This window comes from Curtobacterium sp. MCLR17_036 (assembly GCF_003234445.2).
Classification (GTDB): domain Bacteria; phylum Actinomycetota; class Actinomycetes; order Actinomycetales; family Microbacteriaceae; genus Curtobacterium.
Window position 1 is genome coordinate 2,362,896 of record NZ_CP126269.1, and the last position, 22,488, is coordinate 2,385,383.

Annotated in this window: 18 protein-coding genes; 9 read left to right on the forward strand and 9 right to left on the reverse strand. The window is 74.7% G+C overall.

The window, feature by feature from the left end:
* Positions 1-56 precede the first annotated feature (56 nt).
* From DEI99_RS11035 to DEI99_RS11055, 5 genes are read left to right on the forward strand one after another with little or no spacing between them, the layout of a single operon-like run.
* The gene (locus DEI99_RS11035; RefSeq protein ID WP_146247073.1) at positions 57-1,502 is read left to right on the forward strand and encodes a glycerophosphoryl diester phosphodiesterase membrane domain-containing protein; all 1,446 of its coding nucleotides are present in this window, start codon (positions 57-59) and stop codon (positions 1,500-1,502) included.
* Positions 1,499-2,140, forward strand: a complete 642-nt coding sequence (locus DEI99_RS11040; protein ID WP_146247074.1) for a DUF4129 domain-containing protein — start codon at positions 1,499-1,501, stop codon at positions 2,138-2,140. Before DEI99_RS11035 ends, DEI99_RS11040 begins: the two co-directional genes overlap by 4 nt.
* Positions 2,137-3,399 carry a DUF4350 domain-containing protein gene (locus DEI99_RS11045; RefSeq protein ID WP_111041155.1) on the forward strand — a complete coding sequence of 421 codons (1,263 nt, stop codon included), beginning with the start codon at positions 2,137-2,139 and terminating at the stop codon, positions 3,397-3,399. Before DEI99_RS11040 ends, DEI99_RS11045 begins: the two co-directional genes overlap by 4 nt.
* Positions 3,396-4,418: an AAA family ATPase gene (locus DEI99_RS11050; protein WP_502867001.1), complete on the forward strand. Its 1,023-nt coding sequence runs from the start codon at positions 3,396-3,398 to the stop codon at positions 4,416-4,418. Before DEI99_RS11045 ends, DEI99_RS11050 begins: the two co-directional genes overlap by 4 nt.
* Positions 4,418-5,809, forward strand: a complete 1,392-nt coding sequence (locus tag DEI99_RS11055) for a DUF58 domain-containing protein (RefSeq protein WP_111041156.1) — start codon at positions 4,418-4,420, stop codon at positions 5,807-5,809. The genes DEI99_RS11050 and DEI99_RS11055 overlap by 1 nt, the downstream gene beginning before the upstream one ends.
* On the opposite strand, the gene DEI99_RS11060 is transcribed toward DEI99_RS11055, so the two are convergent.
* Positions 5,806-6,804, reverse strand: a complete 999-nt coding sequence (locus DEI99_RS11060) for a stage II sporulation protein M (protein ID WP_181434378.1) — start codon at positions 6,802-6,804, stop codon at positions 5,806-5,808. The genes DEI99_RS11055 and DEI99_RS11060 overlap by 4 nt on opposite strands.
* 46 nt (positions 6,805-6,850) lie before the next feature.
* Between DEI99_RS11060 and DEI99_RS11065 the strand changes: the two genes are divergently transcribed.
* Entirely contained in the window at positions 6,851-7,720 is an 870-nt protein-coding gene (locus DEI99_RS11065) for an RDD family protein (RefSeq protein WP_111041157.1), read from the forward strand.
* A 403-nt stretch (positions 7,721-8,123) separates the two neighbouring features.
* On the opposite strand, the gene ahcY is transcribed toward DEI99_RS11065, so the two are convergent.
* Both ahcY and DEI99_RS11075 read right to left on the reverse strand, forming a co-directional pair.
* Positions 8,124-9,602 (reverse strand): adenosylhomocysteinase, encoded by a 1,479-nt coding sequence (gene ahcY / locus DEI99_RS11070; protein WP_111041158.1) that lies wholly within the window; start codon positions 9,600-9,602, stop codon positions 8,124-8,126.
* 103 nt (positions 9,603-9,705) lie between these two features.
* Positions 9,706-9,921: a DUF3499 family protein gene (locus DEI99_RS11075; protein ID WP_111041159.1), complete on the reverse strand. Its 216-nt coding sequence runs from the start codon at positions 9,919-9,921 to the stop codon at positions 9,706-9,708.
* Positions 9,922-9,980: 59 nt separating this feature from the next.
* On the opposite strand from DEI99_RS11075, the gene DEI99_RS11080 reads away from it, so the two are divergent.
* The gene (locus tag DEI99_RS11080; RefSeq protein WP_111041160.1) at positions 9,981-10,421 is read left to right on the forward strand and encodes a metallopeptidase family protein; all 441 of its coding nucleotides are present in this window, start codon (positions 9,981-9,983) and stop codon (positions 10,419-10,421) included.
* 54 nt (positions 10,422-10,475) lie between these two features.
* Here DEI99_RS11080 and DEI99_RS11085 read toward each other — a convergent pair whose 3' ends face one another.
* The 5 genes from DEI99_RS11085 to manA form a co-directional block, all read right to left on the reverse strand.
* The gene (locus DEI99_RS11085; protein ID WP_111041161.1) at positions 10,476-11,885 is read right to left on the reverse strand and encodes a DUF5719 family protein; all 1,410 of its coding nucleotides are present in this window, start codon (positions 11,883-11,885) and stop codon (positions 10,476-10,478) included.
* Complete coding sequence (locus tag DEI99_RS11090) at positions 11,882-14,734, reverse strand: glycosyltransferase (protein ID WP_146247075.1); 2,853 nt, start codon at positions 14,732-14,734, stop codon at positions 11,882-11,884. Before DEI99_RS11090 ends, DEI99_RS11085 begins: the two co-directional genes overlap by 4 nt.
* 198 nt (positions 14,735-14,932) lie before the next feature.
* Positions 14,933-15,265: a WhiB family transcriptional regulator gene (locus DEI99_RS11095; protein WP_083404860.1), complete on the reverse strand. Its 333-nt coding sequence runs from the start codon at positions 15,263-15,265 to the stop codon at positions 14,933-14,935.
* A gap of 188 nt (positions 15,266-15,453) precedes the next feature.
* The gene (galE, locus tag DEI99_RS11100; protein ID WP_111041196.1) at positions 15,454-16,416 is read right to left on the reverse strand and encodes a UDP-glucose 4-epimerase GalE; all 963 of its coding nucleotides are present in this window, start codon (positions 16,414-16,416) and stop codon (positions 15,454-15,456) included.
* Positions 16,417-16,464: 48 nt separating this feature from the next.
* The gene (manA, locus tag DEI99_RS11105; protein ID WP_111041164.1) at positions 16,465-17,673 is read right to left on the reverse strand and encodes a mannose-6-phosphate isomerase, class I; all 1,209 of its coding nucleotides are present in this window, start codon (positions 17,671-17,673) and stop codon (positions 16,465-16,467) included.
* A 64-nt stretch (positions 17,674-17,737) separates the two neighbouring features.
* Here manA and DEI99_RS11110 point away from each other — a divergent pair, with 64 nt between their 5' ends.
* Positions 17,738-19,117, forward strand: a complete 1,380-nt coding sequence (locus tag DEI99_RS11110; RefSeq protein ID WP_111041165.1) for an O-antigen ligase family protein — start codon at positions 17,738-17,740, stop codon at positions 19,115-19,117.
* 31 nt (positions 19,118-19,148) lie between these two features.
* Here DEI99_RS11110 and DEI99_RS11115 read toward each other — a convergent pair whose 3' ends face one another.
* Positions 19,149-20,483, reverse strand: coding sequence for a hypothetical protein (locus tag DEI99_RS11115; protein WP_111041166.1), 1,335 nt, complete (start codon positions 20,481-20,483; stop codon positions 19,149-19,151).
* Between the two features lie 94 nt (positions 20,484-20,577).
* On the opposite strand from DEI99_RS11115, the gene DEI99_RS11120 reads away from it, so the two are divergent.
* Positions 20,578-21,879 carry an O-antigen ligase family protein gene (locus DEI99_RS11120; protein WP_181434379.1) on the forward strand — a complete coding sequence of 434 codons (1,302 nt, stop codon included), beginning with the start codon at positions 20,578-20,580 and terminating at the stop codon, positions 21,877-21,879.
* Positions 21,880-22,488: the final 609 nt, after the last annotated feature.

Sequence of the window (22,488 nt, forward strand, 5' to 3'; positions counted from 1 at the left end):
TGGGCGGGACGACGCGCTGCGGCGCGTCCCGACACGACGAGGGGGGGGCTCGGGTCATGACCGATTGGCACGCACCGGGCGGGGAGCCGACGCCGGCACCCGGCCGGCCGGGAGGCCCGCGGCAGTTCTCCGTGCCGCTGCCGCCCGCCCCGGGGCCGGGTCCACGGCCCGCCGGCGTCCGCCCGGTGGTCCCGCTGCGTCCGTTGGGCTTCGGCGACGTGCTCGGCGGTGCCTTCACGGTCTTCCGACGGAACGCCCGCGTGCTGCTGCTCTGGAGCGTGCTGCTGAGCGGGGTGGTCGGGCTCCTGTCGACGCTCGTGAGCACCTTCGGCCAGCGGGCCGTGCAGTCGCGGGTGTTCTCGGCCCTCGACGGCGGCAGCGGGTCCTCGGCGATCCTCGCGGGCAGCACGACGGCCTGGCTGCTGCTGTCGATCGGCCTGCCGTTCGTCGCGTACCTGGGGCGGACGTTCCTGGTGGCACCCGTCGCCGCGGACACCGCGCAGCGCGTGCTCGGCCGGCGCGCGACCTTCGGCGGATCGTGGCGGCTCCTCGCCGGTCGGCGGGGTTCCGTCGTCGCGTGGATGTTCCTGCAGATCGCCGCGGCCCTCGTCCTCGTCGTCGCCTACGTCCTGGTCTTCTCCGGGTTCTTCGCCGTCCTCGGCGCCGGTGACTCCGGCATCGCGGGGTTCCTGCTCGGGGCCTTCGCCGTGACCACCGGGTTCGGGGTGCTGATCGCCTGGTTGGCGACCCGCTTCTCCCTGACCGTGCCGACCATCGCGCTCGAGGGTCGTCGGGTCTTCGACGCCGCCGGACAGTCGTGGCGGCTCACCCGTGGTGCGTTCTGGCGCACCTTCGGGGTGCTGCTCCTGGTGCAGGTGATGTTCCGCATCGCCGTCTCGATCGCCGCGGTGCCGTTGACCGTCGGTGCGTCGCTGCTCTCCGGGGTCTTCGACCCGCTCGGGCAGACGGACGCCTCGGCCGGCATCGGGATCGGCGCGACGATCGCGGTGGTGGTCGGCAGCCTGCTCGCCACGGCCGTGCAGTGCATCACCGACGTGCTGTCCGGGTCGGTCACCACGTTCCTGGCGATCGACCGGCGCATCCGCACCGAGGCGCTCGACCAACGGATCGCGTCGCACCTGGACACCGGACTGCCGACGGACCCGTTCGCGCCGGGCACCGGCGACGTCCGACCGCGCCCCGGCCCGCAGCAGTGGACGCCGCAGCAGCCGTGGGCGCAGCAGCAGTGGACGCCGCAGCAACCGTGGGCGCAGCAGCAGCCGTGGACCCCGCAGCAAGCGTGGACCCCGCAGCAGCCCGGGGCGCAGCAGTGGCCTGCGCAGCAACAGTGGCCGGGTCAGGGGCAGCAGCAGTCGACACCGCAGCCGCCCGCGCCCGCGCCCGGTCACCAGCAGGGGGCTCCGCAGCAGCCGTGGTCCGGACAGCAGGACGCGTCCGGCCACCCCGCCCCGGGGAACCCCCCGTCGGACGGCAGCGCGTGAGCACGGTCGACCCGGACGAGGCCCGTCGGCTGCTCGAACGCGAGCTGGACCGCTCGGCCTACGACGGCGCGCACGTCACGTGGTGGGACCGCGCCTCGAGTGCGTTCCTCGACTGGCTCGGGTCGTTCCGCCTCGGCGGCCTCGACTCCCCCGTCGTCGCGCAGACCGCGCTCTGGATCGCGGTCGTCGTGCTCGTCGCCGTGGTCGTGCTCGTCCTCGTCTCCCGCGGACTGCCCCGACGACGGCCACGCGCGAAGGCCTCCGACACCGGCGGCGTCTTCGACGACGACGACCTGCGGTCCGCCGACGAGCTCCGTGACACCGCCCGCGCGGCACTCGCCCGTGCGGACTGGACGCAGGCGGTGCTCGACGGTTTCCGCGCCCTCGCCCGCGGCCTCGGCGAACGCGACCTGGTGCCGGACGTGCCCGGTGCGACCGCCCGCGCCATCGCCGACCGGGGCGCGGCGTCGTTCCCCACGGTCCGCGACCGCCTCGAGGACGCCGCCACGGCGTTCGACGCGGTCCGCTACCTCGGGTCGGACGCCGACGAGGCGACCGCGCGCCGGGTCCTCGACGCCGAGCGCGACGTCCGTCGTGCCCGCCCGGTCCGTGCGGACGAGCCGGCGGTCCCCGCATGAGCACCGCGACCACGGCCCGCGTCGTCGGTGACGCCGCGTCGAAGGACACCCGGCGCCGACGGTTCGGCCTCTGGGTCGCGGTCGCCGTCGTCGCCGTGCTGTTCGCGGTGCTCACCGCCGTGGCCCGCGGCACCGACGGCGGGACCCCGCGGCCGCTCGACCCGACCTCCACCACCGCGAGCGGGTCGGCCGCCCTCGTCCGGGTCCTCGAGCAACGCGGCACGACGGTCACCGTCACAGATCGCGCCGCGGACGTCGACGGCGGCACGGTCTTCGTCGAGGACTCCGACGGGCTGCTCGGCGCCGGGGCAGCCGCCCGGATCGCCCGGTCCGCGCGGCACGTCGTCGTCGTGACCACCGACGAGGCCGCGCTGCAGGCGTTCGGCTTCGACGTCACCGGGAGCGCCCCGGTCGACGGCGACGAGACCGTCGCGACGACCACCTGCGCGATCCCCGAGGCGGCGGCGGCCGGGCGGGTGTCGACCGGCGGGTACGGGTGGGCCGTCGACGACCCGACCGCCGAGCGGTGCGCCCCGACCGGCACCGGGGACGACCGCGTGTGGGGGCTCGTCCGCACCGCCGGGCCAGGCGGCGACGTCACACTGCTCGGCACCACCGCGGCGCTCCGCAACGACACGGTCACCACGGCGGGCAACGCGGCACTCGCCCTCGCGCTCCTCGGCTCGGACGACCACCTGACCTGGTACACGCCGGTGGCCGGGTCACCCGACGCCGCGCCGACCCTCGGCGAGCTCGCCCCGCCCTGGGTGCCCGGCGCCCTCGCCCTGCTCGGACTGGTGGCCGTGGCGGCGGCCGTCTGGCGCGGCCGCCGGCTCGGCCCGCTCGTGGTCGAGCAGATGCCGGTCGTCGTGCGCGCCGCCGAGACCACCGAGGGCCGCGCCCGCATGTACGCCGGTGCGCGGGACCGCACCCACGCGCTCGACACGCTGCGGGTCGCCGCGGTGCGCCGACTCGGCCGGGCGCTCGGACTCCCCCGCTCGGCGCACGTCGACGAGGTCGTCCGCGCCGTCGCCCGGGCGACCGGGACCCCACCGGCACGCGTCGGCGCGGTCCTGGTCGGCGGCCCGACCACCGACGACCGCGGACTCGTCGCGGGGACCGCGGCGCTCGACGCCCTCGAGGACGCGGTGCGGCGGGCGACCTCGGGCGACGTCCGACGGGCGGCGTCCGCCACCACCGACGACCACCGGGACCGCACCGGACCGACCGACCACGACCGACCAGGAGCACGACCGTGACCGACCTGCCCCACGACGCCGCCGACCGCGGCGCACCGACCACGACCGCGAGCACGACCGACCCGACCGTCCCCGCACTGCGCGAGGCCTTCGGCCGGGTCCGCGCCGAGGTCGGCAAGGCCGTCGTCGGCCAGGAGGGCGCCGTCTCCGGCATGATCGTCGGCCTGCTCGCACAGGGACACGTGCTGCTCGAGGGCGTGCCCGGCGTCGCGAAGACCCTGCTCGTCCGGAGCCTCGCGAGCGCCATGTCGCTCGACACGAAGCGCATCCAGTTCACGCCGGACCTGATGCCCGGTGACGTCACCGGCTCGCTCGTGTACGACGCCTCCACCGGCACGTTCCCGTTCCGGGAGGGGCCGGTCTTCACCAACGTGCTGCTCGCCGACGAGGTGAACCGCACGCCCCCGAAGACCCAGTCCGCGCTGCTCGAGGCGATGGAGGAGCGGCAGGTGAGCGTCGACGGCGACGCCCGCGGGCTGCCGGACCCGTTCTTCGTCGCCGCCACGATGAACCCGATCGAGTTCGAGGGCACCTACACGCTGCCGGAGGCGCAGCTCGACCGTTTCCTCGTGAAGCTGACGCTCGACATCCCGCCGCGGGACGTCGAGTGGCAGGTGCTCCGTCGACACGCCGACGGCTTCGTCCCCCGCGACGTCCGGTCGGCCGGGATCACCCCCGTGGTCGGTGTCGAGGAGGTCCTCGCCGCGCAGCGAGCCGTCCGCGCCGTCCGCGCCGGAGACGACGTGCTGGCCTACGTGGTCGACCTCGCCCGCGCCACCCGGCAGGCGCCGTCCGTCCGGGTCGGGGTCAGCCCCCGCGGTGCCACGGCGCTCCTGGCGGCGGCGAAGGCGTGGGCGTGGCTCACCGGGTACGACGCGATCACGCCCGACCACGTGCAGGCCATGGTGCTGCCGGTCTGGCGGCACCGGTTGCGGGTCGCCTCGGACGCCGAGCTCGAGGGCGTCGGCGCCGACGGGGTGCTGCAGCAGGTGCTCGAGCAGGTGCGGGTGCCGATCTAGTGGCGGTCTCCGGCCGGTTCGTCGTCCTGCTCGCCGTCGCGATCGTCCCCACCGTGCTGCTCGCCAGCGCGTGGGCGGGTGCGGCGTGGGTCGCCGTCGTCGTGCTCGGCGCCGCGCTCGACGTCCTGCTCGCGGCCGACCTGCGCCGCGTCCGCGTGGACCGTCGGATGCCCCGGCTCGCCCGGCGCGACACCGCCACGGCCGCCACCCTCGTCGTCGCGAACGACGGCACCCGACCGTTGCGCGGCGTCGTCCGGGACATGTGGGAGCCCTCCGCCGGACAGCAGCCGCGGCGGATCCGGCTCACCGTGCCCGCCGGTGAACGCCGCACCGCACGGATGCGGTTCGAACCGTTCCGTCGCGGTCGCCGCCGCAGCGCCGGGGTCGCGGTCCGGGCGTTCGGACCGATCGGGCTCGCCGCCCGCCAGCGGGTGCTCGCGGCACCCGGCGAACTCGTCGTGACGCCGCCGTTCCGGTCGCGACGGCACCTGCCCTCGCGGCTCGCACGGCTCCGGGAGCTCGACGGCGAGACCACGCTGCAGCTCCGGGGCCACGGCACCGAGTTCGACTCGCTGCGCGACTACGTCCGCGGCGACGACGTGCGCTCCATCGACTGGCGGGCGACCGCGCGTCGGCAGGACCTCGTCGTGCGCACCTGGCGCCCGGAACGCGACCGTCGGGTGGTCGTCGTCGTCGACGCGGGCCGGGCCGGAGCCGGGCGCGTCGCCGACGAACCGCGGCTCGACACCTTCATCGAGTCGGCGCTGCTGCTCGGCGCCCTCGCCGCGGCCGCCGGTGACCGCGTCGACCTCGCGGTGCTCGGTGACACCGTCCACGACCGCGTGCACGGCGCCACCCGGACCGACGTCGTGCAGCGGTTCGGCGAGGCGCTCGCCCTGGCCGAACCGGGACTCGCGGCGACCGACTGGTCCGCGGTGCCGGCGCTCGTCGACGCGGTCACGACCTCGCGGGCGCTCGTGGTGCTCGCGTCGAGCCTCGACTCCGTCGGGGCCTCCGGCGACCTGCTCGCCGTGCTGCCGCGCCTGACGCGGCGGCACGCCGTCGTCGTCACCGCCGTCGACGACCCGGCGGTGCGGGCCATGGCGAGCACGGCCGTGGAGCCGGGACACGACGGACGTGCGATGCGGGGCGGACGGGTGCCGGGCCTCCCGGGACGCCGCAGGACCGGTCGCCTGCCCGCCGGGGCCGCCACCGGGGCGGAGCGCGACGTCTACCGCCGGGCCGCCGCGGAACGCACCCTGCTCGACGCGGACGGCGTCGCCGACGTCGCCCGACGGGCCGGGGCCGAGGTCGTGCGCGGGACACCGGAGGCGCTGCCGCCGCTGGTGGCCGACGCGTACCTGCGGGCGAAGGCGAGCGGGCGGCTCTAGCCGGCCACGAGGGCGGAGGCGCCGCGCTCGAACTCCTCGAGGTCGCCGCGCTCCCCCGCCCGGAACGCGCGACCGCCGAGCACCCACTGGTACGCCAGCACGGCGGCCAGGGCGATCGTGCCGATGCCGATCTTCACCGGCCACGGCCAGTCCTGGCGGGTGACGACGCCCTCGACGATGCCGGAGAGCAGCAGCGTGAACACGAGGCCGATCGCGATGGTGATGAGGGCACGGCCGTCCTCGGCGAGGGCCTGCGCCCGCGTCCGGTGCGGGCCCGGAGCGACCCACGACCAGAACACCATCAGCCCGGCACCGCCGGCGAGGAAGACCGAGTACAGCTCGAGCTGCCCGTGCGGGGCGATGTAGAGGAAGAAGTCGCCGAGCCGCCCCTGCGAGTGCATGATCGCCGCCGACACCCCGAGGCTGACCGCGTTCTGCATGATCGAGAACGGCACGAAGAGCCCCGTGATGCCGAACGCGACCATGGTGGCCGCGATGTACGCGTTGTTCGTCCAGACCTGCGCGGTGAACGCCCCGAGGCCGTGGTCGGAGTAGTAGTCGACGAAGTCCTGGGTGGCGTACTGCCGGAGCGCCTCCGGCGTGCCGAACGTCGCCGTCGCCCCCGGGGTGGCCTGGATCCAGACGGCGACGAGCGCCGCGATCGCGACCGTCGCGACGGCGACCCAGATCGTCACCCACCGGATCCGGTACAGCGCCGCCGGCAGCTGCCGGGTGGAGAACCGGACCAGGGCGGTGAGCGGGTCGACGGGCGTGCCGGTGAAGCGCAGGCGGGCGCGGAACAGCGTCAGCGACAGGCGGTCCCCCGCCGTCGTCCGCGGTGCGGCGCCGCGGATGCGGGCGAGGTCCGTCGCGGCCTCCTGGTAGCCCGCGACGAGGCGGTCGACGTCGGCTCCGGAGACGCTCCGGGCCCGCGCCGACCGGTCGAGTTCCCGCCACCGGTCGCCGTGCACCTCGGCGTAGGCGTCCAGGTCCACGTGTTCCCCCTCACGTCGCGCGTGTCGCTTGCGACAGAATGATGCCATGCCGAAGCCCCGCACGCCGCGCGACCTCGCCGATGCCCGCTTCTCGCGCGCGCTCGACGAGACCACCGACGAACTCGTCGTCGGTGAGGCCGTCGCGCTCGACGTCCAACCGGCGGGCATCGCGCTGCGGCTCGCGGCGGCGCTGCTCGACGGGCTGTGCCTGGTCCTGCTCTACGTGATGCTGCTGTTCGGGCTGTCGCGCGTCTGGCCGAGCGGCCTCGACGACGCCTGGATCCCCGCCCTGACGATCGCGGTGCTCGTCCTGGTGGTCGTGCTCGTGCCGGCCGCGGTCGAGACCGTCACCAGGGGCCGGAGCGTCGGCCGGTACGCCACCGGCACCCGGGTCGTCCGGCTCGACGGCGGCGCGATCGGGTTCCGGCACGCCTTCACCCGGTCGCTGGTCGGCCTGTTCGAGCTGTGGATGACGCTCGGGTCCGTCGCGGTGCTCGTCGCGCTGTTCGGCACCCGGCCACGGCGGCTCGGCGACCTGCTCGCCGGCACGGTGGTGCAGCACGAGCGGCTGCCGCGGCACCACGACCCCGAGGTCGTGCTGCCGCCGGAGCTGACGGCGTGGGCCGGGGTGGCCGACGTGTCGGCGCTCCCGCAGCGGCTGGAGAGCCGGCTCGGCGCGTTCTTCCGTGGCGCCGCCTCGATGCGGCCGGAGCTCCGCGACGCCGCGGCGCGGGCGTTGGCGGCCGACGTCGCGCCGTTCGCGCACCCGGTGCCGCCCGTCGCGCCGGAGGCCTTCCTGGCCGGCGTGGCCGTGCTGCGCCGCCGACGGGACGTCCGGGCGCTGCGCGCCCGGGCCGAGCTGCTGACCGCGGCGGGGGCCGCGGCGACGGCGCGGCCCCCGGGGTTCCCGCGCTGAGGGGGCGGCGCCGCTGCGGGCCGCGCCCCGCGCCGCCGCGCTGCGCTGTGCGCGCCGGTTGTGCGCCCCATCACGGGCATCGCGCCCCGACTCTTCGAGGCGCAACGACCGCCAGCGGGCGCGCTGCGGCACGAGCACATGGCGCCCGATGCACCGGAACGCCAGAGCCAGCGCCAGCGCCGCTCTGATCTCCTCGACGCCCGCGCCGCCCGGGCCCCGTGCGCCCCGTGCGCCCCGTCACGGTCGTTGCGCCCCGACTCTTCGAGGCGCAACGACCGTCAAGGGGCGCGGTCCGACACAGACGCTCGACAGCCGCGTGTCGGCAGGCGCGCAGCGCGGGCCCGGCCGACTACGCGCGCCCCGCGCCCGCGCGGCCCGCGCCCGCGCGGCCCGCGCCTCGCGCTCAGTACCGGTAGTGCTCCGGCTTGAAGGGACCCTCGACGGGGACGCCGATGTACGCCGCCTGCTCCGGACGGAGTTCGGTCAGCTGCACGCCGAGCGCTTCGAGGTGCAGGCGGGCGACCTTCTCGTCCAGGTGCTTCGGCAGCACGTAGACGCCGGTCGGGTACTCGTCGCGGCGGGTGTGCAGCTCGATCTGCGCCAGGACCTGGTTCGTGAACGAGTTGCTCATCACGAACGACGGGTGCCCGGTGGCGTTGCCGAGGTTCATGAGCCGCCCCTCGGACAGCACCAGGATCGAGCGACCGGTCGGCAGGCGCCACTCGTGCACCTGCGGCTTGATCTCGACCTTCTCCACACCGGGGAGCGCCTCGAGCCCCGCCATGTCGATCTCGTTGTCGAAGTGCCCGACGTTCGCGACGATCGCCAGGTGCTTCAGGCCGAGCATCTCGTCGACGCCGACGACGCCGAGGTTGCCCGTGCAGGTGATGACCATGTCGACCTCGCCGACGACGTCCGCCAGGCGTGCGACCTGGTAGCCGTCCATCGCGGCCTGCAGTGCGCAGATCGGGTCGACCTCGGACACGATGACGCGCGCGCCCTGCCCGCGCAGGGCCTCGGCCGCACCCTTGCCGACGTCGCCGTAGCCGACGACGAACGCGACCTTGCCGCCCATGAGCACGTCGGTGGCGCGGTTCAGGCCGTCGGGCAGCGAGTGCCGGATGCCGTACTTGTTGTCGAACTTCGACTTCGTCACCGAGTCGTTGACGTTGATCGCGGGGAACTTCAGCTCGCCGTTGCGGAAGAGCTCGTACAGGCGGTGCACGCCCGTCGTGGTCTCCTCGGTGACGCCCTGGATGTCGGCCGCGATGCGGGTCCAGCGGTCGGACGAGGACTCGAGCGACCGCGCGACGGTGTCGAGCACGATCTTCCACTCGGCGCTCGCGTCGGCACCGGCCGTCGGTGCGACCCCCGCGGCCTCGGCGTCGGCGCCGGTGTGCACGAGCATCGTGGCGTCGCCGCCGTCGTCGAGGATCAGGTTCGGCCCGGTCCAGTCGGCACCGGCGGCAGCGGCCTCGGCGCTCCAGTCGAAGATGCGGCTGGTGCACCACCAGTACTCCTCGAGCGTCTCGCCCTTCCACGCGAACACCGGGACGCCGGCGGGGGCGTCCGGGGTGCCGGTCGGGCCGACGGCGACGGCCGCGGCGGCCTCGTCCTGGGTGGAGAAGATGTTGCAGCTGGCCCAGCGGACCTGCGCGCCGAGCGCGACGAGGGTCTCGATGAGCACGGCGGTCTGCACGGTCATGTGCAGCGAACCCGCGATGCGCGCGCCGGCGAGCGGCTGCGACGCGCCGAACTCGTCGCGCAGGGCCATCAGGCCCGGCATCTCGTTCTCGGCCAGGCGGATCTGGTGCCGTCCCGCCTCGGCGAGGGCGAGGTCGGCGACGCGGTACGGTGCTGCGGTCTGGGCTTCGGTGGGCATGGCGTCAGTCTTCCACGCCAGGAGGCGCGGCTCCCCAGCCGACGTCGGTCACCTCCCACACGGCGACCGTCCACCGCTGTGGCACGGTCGCGGCCGCGGTCCGTCAGTCCGCCTCGCGCGGCAGCGGCTCCCGCCGGATCACCTGCCAGCCCTGCGGCACACGCAGGCGCGCCGCGTGCCGGGCGCAGAGGTCGTACCCGTGCGGCTCGACCCGGGTCGAGAGCGGCCCGACGACGACCATGGAGTCGCCGTAGTCGTAGGTCAGGGTCGACGACGCGCTCGCGCCGCACGCGACCTTGCTGCAGATCCTGACGTCCATCTCGCCAGGGAGCCTAGCGGAGGGTCATGCCGGACCCGGTGCGCGCGTACGATGTGGGGATGCGTCGGAAGCCCCGCCTCGTCACCCCGATCGACCGCGCTCGCGGCCGTTCCCGGCACGGTCGTGGCGGTCGCTCCAGCGTCACCGGCCCCGAGCTCGCGCCGATCACCACCCGGGCCGAGAACTTCGACCGGATCGTCGGGGACAGCGCGCACTACCTGCTCGGGCTGTGGCCGGACGAGCTCGCGGGCGTCGTCTTCCAGGTCGCCGACATGCCGACCGACGCGACCCTGCCGGACGCGATGCCGCGGTGGCGGGTGGACCGTGAGGGCCGCCGGGTCACGGTGTTCCGCATCCCCGTCGAGCGGGTGACGCGCAGCCCCGAGAAGGACGACCTCGACCGACGGATCATCGTCGAGACCGCGGTCTTCCGCGCGGTCGGCGAGCTCATCGACAAGGACCCGTGGGACCTGGCCCCGGACCGCTACCGCCACTGGTGACCCGGCGGTGGACCGCGGAGTCCGTGGTCCACGAACCGGGACCGGAGCGCCGGCTCAGGGGTAGACGCGGACCGGGCTCGACACCTGCGTGGTCGGCCGCACCGGGAACCCGGCGATGCCGTCCGTGCCGCGGTAGGTGACCCCCGCGACGACCCCGTCGACACCGGTCAGCGTGAGCTGCTTCGCCGTCTGCACGGGCACCGTCGACGTCGCACCGGACGGCAGCGACACCGCCAGGCGTTCGTCGCCGGAGCGGATCGTGACGGTGCGGTCCTCGCGGGTGGGGTTCACGAGGTTGAGGCGCACGCCCTCCCCCGGGGCGATCGCCGTGATCGCCGAGTCGCCGAGCGGCTCGGCCGACGCGAACCAGCCGAGGTCGCTGCCGTCGCCGTTGCCGTCCGTCGGCGACGTCGTGCGGGCGCCGGCGACGACGGGTTCGGTGCTCGTCACCGTGAACGAGTACCGGCCGTCCGGGAAGTCGTCGAGCGTGACGTCGGTCACGACGCCGGGTTCCGCGGTGGCGTTCACCGTGGTGCCGCCGCCGTCCGCCGTCGAGATGCCGAGCGTCACGCGCGCCGCGCGGGTGCCGGGCACGAACAGGCGCACGATCGGTGCCGCGTCCGCGGTGTCGTCGCCGCGCTGGGCGGCCTCGGCACCGGCGAGCACGACGCCGGGGATCACCTGCGAGCGCGCGGGGGCGGCACCGCCGGAGACGACGTCGTAGCCACCGGGGGTGAGGGTGCGGACGACGGTCTCCTGCATGTGCGCGACGATCTGGCCGCCGGAGGACGAGACGTGCACGACCGTCGAGCCCTGGTCCGAGACGAAGCCGGACAGCGGGACGACCTTCTGCGTGTTCGGGGCGACGACGATCCCCGTCGTCCCCGGGGCGCTCACGGTGCCGTCGCCGTCGAAGATCGCCAGGTCGACGGTCGCGTTGACGTCGGTGGGGTTCGACAGCGTGATGATGCTGGTGCGTCCGGTCTCGGTGGAGCCGCCGACGAGCCAGGTCGACTGTGACGGGTCGTCGCACGACGCCGCTCCGGCGCCGACCAGGTCGCCGCTCGAGACGCTCTGGTAGCTGCTGCCGGCGACCTGCGGGGTGCGGTCCCCGGCGGGGGCGGTGAGCAGCTGCGGGTCGCTGCCGCCCGTCGTCGACGCGTCGAGCGCAGAGCGTTCGACGGTCGAGCCGGTCGTCGCCGTGGCGACGGTCGGCGTGCCGACGGCGCTCGCCCGGGTGGCGTCGTTCCCCGCGGCGTCGGAGAGCCGCAGGGCGCTGCCGGCGCAGACCCGCTCGGCGTCCGCTGCCACGGGTTGCACGGTCCGGCCCGCCGGGCGGCCCGGTTCGGACGAGGTGCCGTAGGCGTGCGCCGCGGTCACGGCGCCCGCCGCGACCACCACGGCGACGGCGGTCGCGGTGCCGCGGATCAGCCAGCGACGGACGGAGCCGGTGGTGGTGCTCATTCGTCACGCTCCTCGTCGAAGGTGGTCGCGGGTTCCTCGGCCTCGATGACGTTCGAGGTGGCACGGCGGCGACGCGGGGCCGTCGGGACGGCGAGCAGCGCGGCGGCGCCGAACACCACCCCGAGCACGACCAGGTACAGCACGTGGGTCGCCCGCGCGGCGGCGGAACCCGTGGCCGTCCGGTCGACCTCGCCGTCGTAGTGGAACAGCTGGCCGTTCGTCGTCTCGCCGATGCTCGTGAAGAGCGCGTTCTGGCCGATCGCCCCGGCGGCACGGTCGTGGACCGCGCGGGCCTCGGGGTCGGACCCGGCGTCGTCGAGCAGCACGAAGCTGACCCCGAGCTCACGGAGCGCCGGGCGCGGGTCGTACCCGCTGCGGCTCGCCAGGTTGCCGGCCAGCGTCGCCAGCCGCGAGCCGGAGGTGCTCAGGCGGAGCGCCGTGGCGTCGAGCGTCGACTGGTCGTCGAGGGTGGCGCCCTGGCCGCGTTCGAGCGCGACCGCGAGCGAGCCGTCGTCCTGCGGCTCGACGACGAGCGTGCCGACGTCGGGGTTGGCCTGGGCCTCGGCGTTCACGTAGGCGCTGAGCACGCGACCCGTGGTCGGCTGGATGGCCGCGCCGCCGAGGTAGAACGCCGCGAAGGCCGGGGCCACGGCGACCGCGGCGAGGACGGTGGTGACGACCCCGGCGAGCGGGGCGGCCTTCGGCAGCACGTCGAAGCCGATGCACGCGGCGACGACGAGGGCGAGCCAGTAGACGGACAGCCCGCTGCCCGGCCAGACGATCGTCGTCGTCGACCCGACACCGGTGACGGTCACGTGGGTCGCGGCGAACGCGGTCGCGAAGCCGAGGAGCGCCATCACGAGGGCGGAGCCGGCGACCGACCACCGGTGGCCGAGGACGGCCCCGATCGCGGCGACCGCGAGCGGCAGCGCCAGGACCGCCATGACGACGGGCAGGAGCGAGGCCAGCAGTGCGAGGCCGGAGGTGGCGGGCAGCCAACCGCTCCAGTCCGGCAGCGGTTGGCCGATGGTGAGCTGCAGGGCCGACGGTGCCCGGGTCGCCGAGGGCACGCCCGGGTCGGCGAAGACCGCGAGGACGTTGCCGCGGGCGACCTGCGCGAGGACGAGGGGCAGGAACAGCACCGCGGTCGGCACCGGGATGAAGGCCCGGCGGTGCGCCCGGCGCCAGCCGACCACGAGCGCGACGAGCCAGCCGACGAGCAGGACGGGCAGCAGCGACGGCGCCGAGGCCGCCACGACGGCGAACAGCAGCGACGCGCCGGAGGCCCACGCCCACGAGCGGTGCGACTCGAGCACGGCGATGAACAGCCAGGGCAGCAGCACGTGCGCGATGACCGCGCCGAGGTGTCCGGTGGTGACCGCGCCGATCAGGGCCGGGGCGACGGCGTACAGCGCGGCCCCGATCACCGGCACCCAGGTGCGCGTGGTGACCTTGCGGACCGCGAACCAGGCGCCGAGCGCCGACAGCGGCAGGGCGAGCAGCACGACGACCACGACCGCGGTGGACGGCGACCAGAAGACGATCGAACCGAGGACGGCGAGCACCGCGGCGAACGGGTCGGACGGTCCGGTGAAGCCGGTGCCGAGCGAGTGCCAGCCGTAGCCGACGTTCTCCCAGAGCTGTCCGACGGTCGTGCTGAGCGGCAGCAGGCCGCCGCCGGTCAGGGCCGGCGAGCCGAGCAGCGGGAAGAGCGTCACGACGCTCAGGACGGCCGCGGCGAGCACCACCCAGATGCCGCCGTCGCCGAGGAACGACGCCCGGGCGATCGGCGCGTCCTCGACGCGGGCGAGTTCGACGTCGCGCGTGGTCGTCCGCCGTTCGTGCACGCGCTTCCAGCTGACGCGGAGCGGTTCGACGGCCGACCAGCCGAGCTTCTTCGTGCGGGCGAGGTTCTTCCGCGCCCGGGCGGTCCCGCCGCCGAAGGCCACGGCGAAGGCGGCGGCGAGTTCGGCGGCCACGGCAGCCGGGTGCTTCGCGACGAGGTGGCCGACGGCACGGCCGACCGCGAACGGCACGAGGGTCAACCAGTGCAGCCAGACCAGCCCGGCCGGTGCGTAGGTCATCCGACGGTGCAGCTGGGCCTGGCGGTGCATCCGCACGCGGCGCCCCTCGGACACCCGCCGGCGGCCGAACTCCTCGACCGGCCCGGCGCTCGTGACCTTGGCCTCCGGGACGACGGCGACGCGGTGCCCGGCGAGCCGGACCCGGATGCAGAAGTCGAGGGCGGCGTCGACGTCGGGCAGCGCCGGGTCGAACCCGCCGAGCTCCGTCCACACCGACCGGCGGACGAGCATGCCGCCGGCCGCGACGCCCATGACGTCGGTGTGCCGGTCGTGCTGTCCCTGGTCGAGTTCGTCCTGCACGAGCGCGAGCGACCGGCCGAAGCGGGTCGTCGCCTCGCCGAGCGAGCGGATCACGGACGGGTCGTCCTGCGCGACGAGCTTCGGCCCGGCGACGACGACGGACGGGGCGATCTCGACCGCGGAGAGCAGGTCGGCCAGCGCCGTCGGTGCGGGCGCGTTGTCGTGCCCGAGGAGCCAGATCCACTCGTCGACCGGCTCGTCGGTGGCGGCCGGCGGTGCTTCCCGCTCGCCCGCCCGGACGGCGTCGCCGAACGGGCGTCCGGCGGGGATCCGGAGCAGGCGGGCGGACCCGCCGAAGGACAGCTCGGCGGTCGATCCGTCGGTCGAGCCGACGTCGACGACCACCAGGTTCTCCGGGTGCCGGGTCTGGGTGGCGAGGGCGTCCAGCGTGCGGTCGAGGTGGTCCGCTCCGTCGGCGGCGACGAGGATCGCGGTGACACGGGGCTGGGAGACACTGGGCTGCATGACGCGCGTCACTCTACGGTCTGGAGGCGCGGCTCGGCCTGCGGACGGCGGCGCGGCGTGAAGATGTGGGGGCGTTCAACGACCAGCAGCGTCGGGACGCAGGTGGCTGGGTTCCGGCGCCTTCGTCGCAGGCTCCTCAGGGGCGCCATTGTGGCTGGGTTTCGGCGCCTTCGCACGGGGCTGGCGCCCCGTGAACGCTCAGGCGCGCTTCCGCAGTTTGCGACGCTCGCGCTCGGAGAGGCCGCCCCAGATGCCGAAGCGCTCGTCGTTCTCGAGGGCGTACTCGAGGCACTGGCTGCGGACCTCGCACGAGGTGCAGATCTTCTTCGCCTCGCGCGTCGAACCGCCCTTCTCCGGGAAGAACGCCTCGGGGTCGGTCTGCGCGCACAGCGAGTCGGCCTGCCAGGCGAGCGGGTTCTCCTCGTCGTCGGTCTCCGGACGACGGACCCCGGGCACGCCGAGCGCGACGGGGTCGACGTGCCAGTCCTCCGGAACTCCGGCGTGGAAGTCGGAACCGTTCACCCTGATCACCCCTGACGTCTCGGAATCGGGACCACGACGACTGATGTCGTCGGTGTAATTACACCGGTGTGATTCCTCGGAGTCAAGTCGCGGATCATAGAAGGTGCTGACCGCTTCGGCGTGTCATGTCCCCCGTACGGGCGTGTCGCGACGCTGCGGCAGCGCGGACGGGGGACGACGAGGGCCCTCGGCAGCCGTCAGGAGACGCTGCGGCGGGCTTCCCACGCGCTCGTGACCATCTCGTCGAGCGTGTGGCGCATCGACCACTCGAGGTCGCGGGCGGCCGCCTCGCCGGTCGCGACGATGCGGGCCGGGTCGCCCGGACGCCGGGGAGCGACCTCGGGCTCGAACGCGATCCCGGTCGCCGACGCCATCGCGTCCATGATCTGTCGGACGCTGACGCCGTCGCCGCTGCCGAGGTTGTAGGCACGCTCGAGTGGCTCCCCGTCGGCGAGCTTGCGGGCCGCGACGGCGTGCGAGTGCGCGAGGTCCGCGACGTGCACGTAGTCACGGACACAGGTGCCGTCGGGCGTGGCGTAGTCGTCGCCGTTGATCCGCGGCGTCCGGCCGGCGAGCAGGGCGTCGAACACCAGCGGGAACAGGTTGTGCGGGCTGGCGTCGTACAGGTCCGGCTCGCCGGAGCCGACGACGTTGAAGTACCGGAGCGAGGTGGTGGTGAAGCCGGCAGCGACCTCCATGTCGCGCAGCAGCCACTCGCCGATGAGCTTCGACTCGCCGTAGGGCGACTCCGGGGCCTTCGGGGTGGACTCCACGACGACGTCGACGTCCGGCGTGCCGTACACCGCGGCGCTCGACGAGAACACGACCTTCGTGACGTCGTTCTCGGCCATCGCGCGCAGGAGCGTCGCCGTCCCGGTCACGTTCTGCTCGTAGGTGTGCAGCGGGCGCTGCACCGAGACGCCGGCGTACTTGTAGCCGGCGACGTGCACGACACCGGTGACGCCGTGCTCGCGGATCGTCCGGCCGAGCAGCTCGCCGTCGAGGATGGTGCCCTCGACGAAGGGGACGTCCTCGGCGACGAACGAACGGAAACCGCTCGACAGGTCGTCGAACGCGACGGTGTCGAGGCCCGCAGCGCCGAGCGCGCGGACGACGTGGGACCCGATGTACCCGGCACCGCCGGTGACCAGCCAACTCATGTCCGCCACGCTAGCGGACGACGGTCACGCCCCGGTGGCGCGCGGCCGTCACGCCCCGGTGGCGATGAACACCGTCGAGGTCACGCCGCCGGACGAGTCGGCCTCGACCGTGACGTCTCCCTCGTCCGGGGTGACGAAGCAGGACTCCCCCTTGCGCAGCAGCGTCGCCGAGGTCGCCCCGACGAGCGTCACGACGCCCTCGGTGCAGATCGCGATCGACGGGCCGCGCAGCGGTGCGACCCCGCCGGTGCTCAGCCCGACCGGTCGGCCGTCGCCGGTCACCCGGACCAGCGCGAAGCCGACGCCCTCGGGCGCGAACCGGTCGACGCCGGCCGCCAGGTGCTCCGGCTCGAGCAGGGGTGCCGGGTACGCCGTGAAGTCGAGCACGCGGAGCAGCTCCGGCACGTCGACGTGCTTCGGCGTCAGGCCACCGCGCAGGACGTTGTCGGAGGGCGCCATCAGTTCGATGCCGAGGCCGTCGAGGTAGGCGTGGATGTTCCCGGCGGGCAGGTACATCGACTGCCCGGCGGTGAGCGTCACGCGGTGCATGAGCAGCGAGACGACGATGCCGGGGTCCCCCGGCCAGCTCGCCGCGAGGTCGCGGACGGTCGCGGTGTTCGGCGTGAGCAGGTCGTCGTCGAGGGCGGCGGCCAGGTCGCTGACGGCCTGCACGACGGCGAGCGCCGAGTCGTCGGCGGTCTCGAGCCAGCGCACGGTGTCCTCGAGGCCGTGCATCAGGTGGACCTCGAGCGGCCCCAGCCGACCGCTGCCGGCGTCGAGCACCCGGACCTCGGCCAGGGTGTCCTCGACCGGGCGGAAGCCGCTCAGTGCCTCGAACCGGTCGCTCAGCGCGACGACGAGCTCGGGCTTCGGGAACGGGTCCTTGTAGTTCCGCGCCGGGTCGTCCAGGGGGACGCCGTCGCGCTCCTCGCGCGCGAAGCCCTCCTCGGCCTGCTCGGGCGTCGGGTGCGCCTGCAGCGACAGCGGCGCCGCGGCGGCGAGCACCTTGAGCAGGAACGGCAGACCGGTGCGGTCCGACCCGAGGGCGGTCTCGGGTTCGGCGGCGATCCAGTCGCGGAGCGTGTCGGCGCCGCCGACCATGGCCGGGTTCACGACGACGCTCGGGCTGCCGGCGTGGGCGCCGAGCCAGAGCTCCGCCTGCGGCGCTCCGGTGACGGTCCGACCGAGGAACTCGGGGATGGCGGTGACCGAGCCCCAGGCGTAGTCGCGGGGCGTGTTGGTGATGCCGAGGAACATGCCGCGAGCCTACCGGCGCCGTCCGGGGGCCCACGCGGCCGGGCCCGGCCGGTACCCTGGCGACGTGACGAACACCTGGCCGCTCGCACGCGGGACCGTACCGGAGCGCGAGGCGTTCGCCTTCGGGGCGACCACGCTCTTCGTGCTGTTCGCGGGCGACGCGGTGCCGAACACCCTGACCTGGGTCGGCGCGGGCGTGCTCTGGGCGCTCGTCGCGGCGTGGGGCGGCACGATCCTGGTCCGGGCCCGCCCGCCGATCGTGCGCACGCCGTGGGCGCTCTGGGCGTTCCTCGCCTGGTGCCTGGTCTCGCTGGTCTGGTCGCACTGGCGGTTCGCGACGATCTCGAGCCTGGTCGTGCAGGTGATCTGCGCAGCCGTCGCGTTCGCCATCGCCTCCACGCTCACCTGGCGGCGGATCGGGGACGCGATCGGCCTCGCCCTGCGGTGGGTGCTGCTGCTCTCCCTGGTCTTCGAGGCCGTCGTCGCGGTGGTCGTGCGGCACCCGATCGCCCCGATCTGGACCGACTACGGCGACGCGGACATCCCGGACGCCTTCTACTTCTCGCGCGCCGAGCTGTTCACCGGGGGGCGCATCCAGGGCCTCCCCGGCAACGCGAACCTGCTCGCGATGGTCGCGCTCCTGGTGGCGATCGTCGTCGCCGTGCAGTTCGCCGAGGGCCGCATGCGCCGCAACCGGGCCGTCGGCTGGCTCGCCCTGGCCGCGCTCGTGTTCGTGCTGACCCGGTCCTCGACGGTCGTCGCCGCTGCCGTGGTCGTCGTCGTCGTGGCGCTGGCCGCGCTCTGGATCCGCCGGGTGCCGACCGAGCGGCGCACCCCCCGGTACCTCGTGCTCGCGGTCGTCGCGGTCGCCGCGGCCGTCGCCGCGGCGGTGCTGCGCGGCCCGGTGTCCGAGCTGCTCGGCAAGGGCTCCGACGCGACGGGACGCGGCGAGATCTGGGTGAAGGTGCTCGGCCTGGTCGACCAGCACCCGGTCGTCGGCTGGGGCTGGATCGGCTACTGGTGGCCGGGCATCCCGACCCTGGCCGACCTGGCGCACCGGAAGGGCGTCACCTACCTGCAGGCGCACGACGCGTACCTCGACGTCTGGATGCAGACCGGGATCATCGGTCTGCTCCTGTTCGCGGTGTACGTGCTCACGACGCTCTCCCGCTCGTGGGCGTCGGCGACCCGCATCGGGTACGACGCCGCGCTCCGGCCGCGCACCTTCGACCCGGTGTCGCTGCTGCCGCTCCTGGTGGTCGTCGCGCTCCTGGTGCAGTCGGTCGCCGAGTCACGACTGCTCTACCAGGGCAACTGGGTGCTCTTCGCCCTGCTGGCGATCAAGAGCCGCATCGTGCTCGTCGGCGAGGAACCGCTGTCCACCGGCGACGGGCCGCGCACCCCACCCGCCCGGCGCGAGTTCCGCGGGACCGCGACGCGCTGACCCCACCGCCGCGAGGTCCGCTCCCCGTCCGTCAGCGCGACAGCCATGCGCACGGGACCGGCGCCGACCACGGCGCCGTCCGCACGCGCACGACCCCGGTCGACGGGTCCACCCGGCACTGCTCGGCTGCGGCGGGCATCTGCGCGGCCCACACCGGTCCGCCGCTGCGCCGGGTGGCGTCGGGAGCGACGTGCAGCACGGCGGACGCGACGACCAGGGTGACCACCGTCCAGGCGGCCAGTGCCCCGAGGAGGCGACCCGGGCCTCCCGTCCGACGCGCCGGGGGCGACCAGTGGTCGGGGTCGGCGAGCACGGCGGCGGCGACCACGGCGGCGCTCACCAGCAGCAGGCCGGCGGCCGCGTCGTAGCGCTGCGGGCTGATCGCTGCCATCGACGCCACGGGCTGCGCCCAGTGCCGCCCGGTGCCGCCGTTCGCGAGCCCGGCGGCGGTCCACACGACGCCGGAAGCCACCGCGAAGGCGACCACGACGCAGCGCGCCCGCAGCGGCGCGGCCACGACGGCCGCCACCAGGACGAGCGCGAGCGCGGCGACGGGGACGAGCAGGACCCACCACCCGCGCTCGACGACCGCCGTCAGGACGGAACCGAGGTGCGGGTCCCACGCCCCCGCGACCGGACGGAGCAGGTACCCGGCCAGCAGGTCGCGCACCGCGGGCGCACCCGGCACGACCGTCCGCGGGTGGGTGACGGCGGTGACCACCTGCACCGCAGCGGCCGCCACGGTCGCGACGGTGACGGGGAGTGCCCGCAGACGCCCCCGCCGATCCCACCAGCCGAGCAGCAGCAGCGGCGCGAACAGCACCGTCTGCGGCTCGGTGAGCACCGCGGCGGCGGCCACCGCGGCGAGCGCGACCGCTCCCCACGTGGTGCCGCTGCGGTGTGCGAACACCCACGGCACCAGGACGAGCGCGTACCAGTGCAGGTTCGCGGCGTTCCCGCTGGTCTCGACCGGCGCGAGCGGCAGCACGACCGGCACGGCGGCGAGCACCAGCCGGAACGGCCAGGGGCGCACGAGGTCCCGCGACAGCAGGAACACGAGCGCGCTCACGCCGCCGACCACCAGGCAGCTCGCGAGCGACACGACCTGGGCGTAGCGGACCGCGGGCAGCGCGTACCCGAGGTCGACCACGAGCCGCGGCACCAGGTGGACGTACCCGGCGTACGGGTGCAGGAGCGTGTCGACCGGTCCGAGGGCGATGCGCTCCCGTAGGAAGACACCGCCGTCCTCGGCCCACACCGTGCCCCGGGTCACCGGACCGAGCCGGTGCCAGGCCAGCGCGGTGGCGAGCAGGCCGACGACGACCGCTGCCAGCGGCGCTCCGGCGGCCCTGCGCACGCGGTCCATCGGGCGAGGGTAGGTCCTGATCGCGCATCGTCGATAGGGGTGGTCCGTCGGCACCCTGGCGACTCGTCACACGGACGTGCGCCAAGATGGACGCGTGACGGACGGCCGGGTGGACAGACACGTGCTCGGGCGCCGCTACCTGTCGGCCTGGATCGGGTTCTCGGCGGGTGGCCGGTTCAGCCAGGCGCTCGCGACCGTCATCGTGCTGTTCGGCTTCGGCCAGCCCACCGTGCAGGCCCTGGTCGGCCCTGCCGGCACCTGGGCCGTGCTCGTCACGCTGTTCGTGCTCGCCGGGCTGAGCCTGCTCGGGCAGCGCTACCGGATCGAGTGGCACGGCGTGCTCCCCCTGTCACTGCTGGCCTTCGTCGGCTACTGCGCGCTGAGCGTGCTCTGGAGCGAGTACTCCTGGGTCGCCCTGCGCGGCTTCACCGAGACGGTGGGCTTCATCGGACTCGGGCTCTACCTGGCGCTCGGGCGCGACCTGGTGCAGGTGATCCGGGCGTCGGGCGATGCCTTCCGGATCCTGCTCGTCACGGCCCTCGGCCTCGAGGTCCTGGCCGGCCTCGTCCTCGACGTCCCCTTCCCCGCCTTCGGCATCCGCGGGGACATCGCCTACGGCGGCCCGATCCAGGGCATCGGCGGCACCCGCAACTTCATGGGCTTCATCGCCGCGATGGCACTCGTCACCTTCGTCGTCGAGTTCCTCACCCGGTCGGTGACCGTCTGGCGGGCGATCGGGTCGACCGCACTCGCCGTGATCGCCCTCATGCTCGTGCAGTCCCCCATCACCGGCCTCGCGATGATCGCCCTGGCGATCACGGCGCTCGCGCTCTGGTCCCTCCGGCACGCCCGCCCGGCGACCCGCCCCGTGGTGAACGGCGTGCTCGGCGCCGCGGTCCTGCTCGCCCTCGTGCTCGCGGTCCTCGCACGCGGCCGCCTGCTCGCCGAGATCGGCGCCGCCGGCGGCACCGCCACCCGCGTCGACCTGTGGTCGCAGATCCGGGTGTTCGTCGCCCAGTACCCGATCCAGGGCTGGGGCTGGGTCGGCACCTGGCCGAACGAGGCGGTCGTCCCCTACGTCACCTTCATCGACCCCGCCGGCGCCCGGTTCACCTCGGGCCTGAACGCCTTCGTCGACGCCTGGCTGCAGATCGGGCTCGCGGGCACGATCATCCTCGCGGTGACGGCCCTGCTCGCGTTCGCCCGGGCCTGGGTGACGGCGACGACCTTCCCCGGGGTCGCGTACGTGTGGCCCGCCGCGGTCCTCGTGCTGCTCGCGGTGACGAGCTCGGCCGAGAGCTACCTGCTGCACGGCGCGGGGCTGATGGTCTTCGTGACGGTGCTCGTGATCGCCGCCCGGCGGCGCTCCTGGCGCCGGCACCTGCCGCGCGTGTAGGGCGCGGCGGGCGGGGCGCGGCGCCGGCGCGGGCGCGGCGCGGGCGCGGGCGCGGGCGCGGGGCTCCTGGCGCGGGGCGCCGGGCGCACATGGTGAGCAGAAGATGTCGCCTCCACGTTCCGGACCCGACCTCTTCTGCTCACTCAGCGATGCGGTGGGCGCCCGCCGCCGGACGGGAGGCCCGTGGCGGCACCGCACCGCACCGCGCCTCCCGTCCGACGCGGCGTACGTTCCTGGCGCGCACATCGTGAGCAGGAACGGTCGCCTCAACGCACCCCAAGCGACCGTTTCTGCTCACCAAGCGACGCAGTGGGCGCCCGCCGCCGGACGGGAGGCCCGTGGCGGCACCGCACCGCGCCTCCCGTCCGACCCGACACGCGTACCTGACGCGCACATCGTGAGCAGAAGACGTCGCCTCCGCACATCGGACCCGACCGTTTCTGCTCACCAAGCGATGCGGTGGGCGCCCGCCGCCGGACGGGAGGCGCGTGGCGGCACCGCGCCGCGCCTCCCGTCCGACCCGACGTGCGTTCCTGGCGCACACATCGTGAGCAGAAGACGTCGCCTCCGTTCTGCTCACGCAGCGACGCGGTCGCCGCCTGCCGCCGG

Bases quoted from the DNA above. Each gene is read 5' to 3' on its own strand.
- DEI99_RS11075 (WP_111041159.1), bottom strand. From the start codon at position 9,921: ATGGACGTCAGGATCTGCAGCAAGGTCGCGTGCGGCGCGAGCGCGTCG.
- DEI99_RS11085 (WP_111041161.1), bottom strand. From the start codon at position 11,885: ATGAGCACCACCACCGGCTCCGTCCGTCGCTGGCTGATCCGCGGCACC.
- manA (WP_111041164.1), bottom strand. From the start codon at position 17,673: ATGTTCCTCGGCATCACCAACACGCCCCGCGACTACGCCTGGGGCTCG.
- DEI99_RS11035 (WP_146247073.1), top strand. From the start codon at position 57: ATGACCGATTGGCACGCACCGGGCGGGGAGCCGACGCCGGCACCCGGC.
- DEI99_RS11065 (WP_111041157.1), top strand. From the start codon at position 6,851: ATGCCGAAGCCCCGCACGCCGCGCGACCTCGCCGATGCCCGCTTCTCG.
- galE (WP_111041196.1), bottom strand. From the start codon at position 16,416: ATGAGTTGGCTGGTCACCGGCGGTGCCGGGTACATCGGGTCCCACGTC.
- ahcY (WP_111041158.1), bottom strand. From the start codon at position 9,602: ATGCCCACCGAAGCCCAGACCGCAGCACCGTACCGCGTCGCCGACCTC.
- DEI99_RS11090 (WP_146247075.1), bottom strand. From the start codon at position 14,734: ATGCAGCCCAGTGTCTCCCAGCCCCGTGTCACCGCGATCCTCGTCGCC.
- DEI99_RS11045 (WP_111041155.1), top strand. From the start codon at position 2,137: ATGAGCACCGCGACCACGGCCCGCGTCGTCGGTGACGCCGCGTCGAAG.
- DEI99_RS11080 (WP_111041160.1), top strand. From the start codon at position 9,981: ATGCGTCGGAAGCCCCGCCTCGTCACCCCGATCGACCGCGCTCGCGGC.
- DEI99_RS11115 (WP_111041166.1), bottom strand. From the start codon at position 20,483: ATGGACCGCGTGCGCAGGGCCGCCGGAGCGCCGCTGGCAGCGGTCGTC.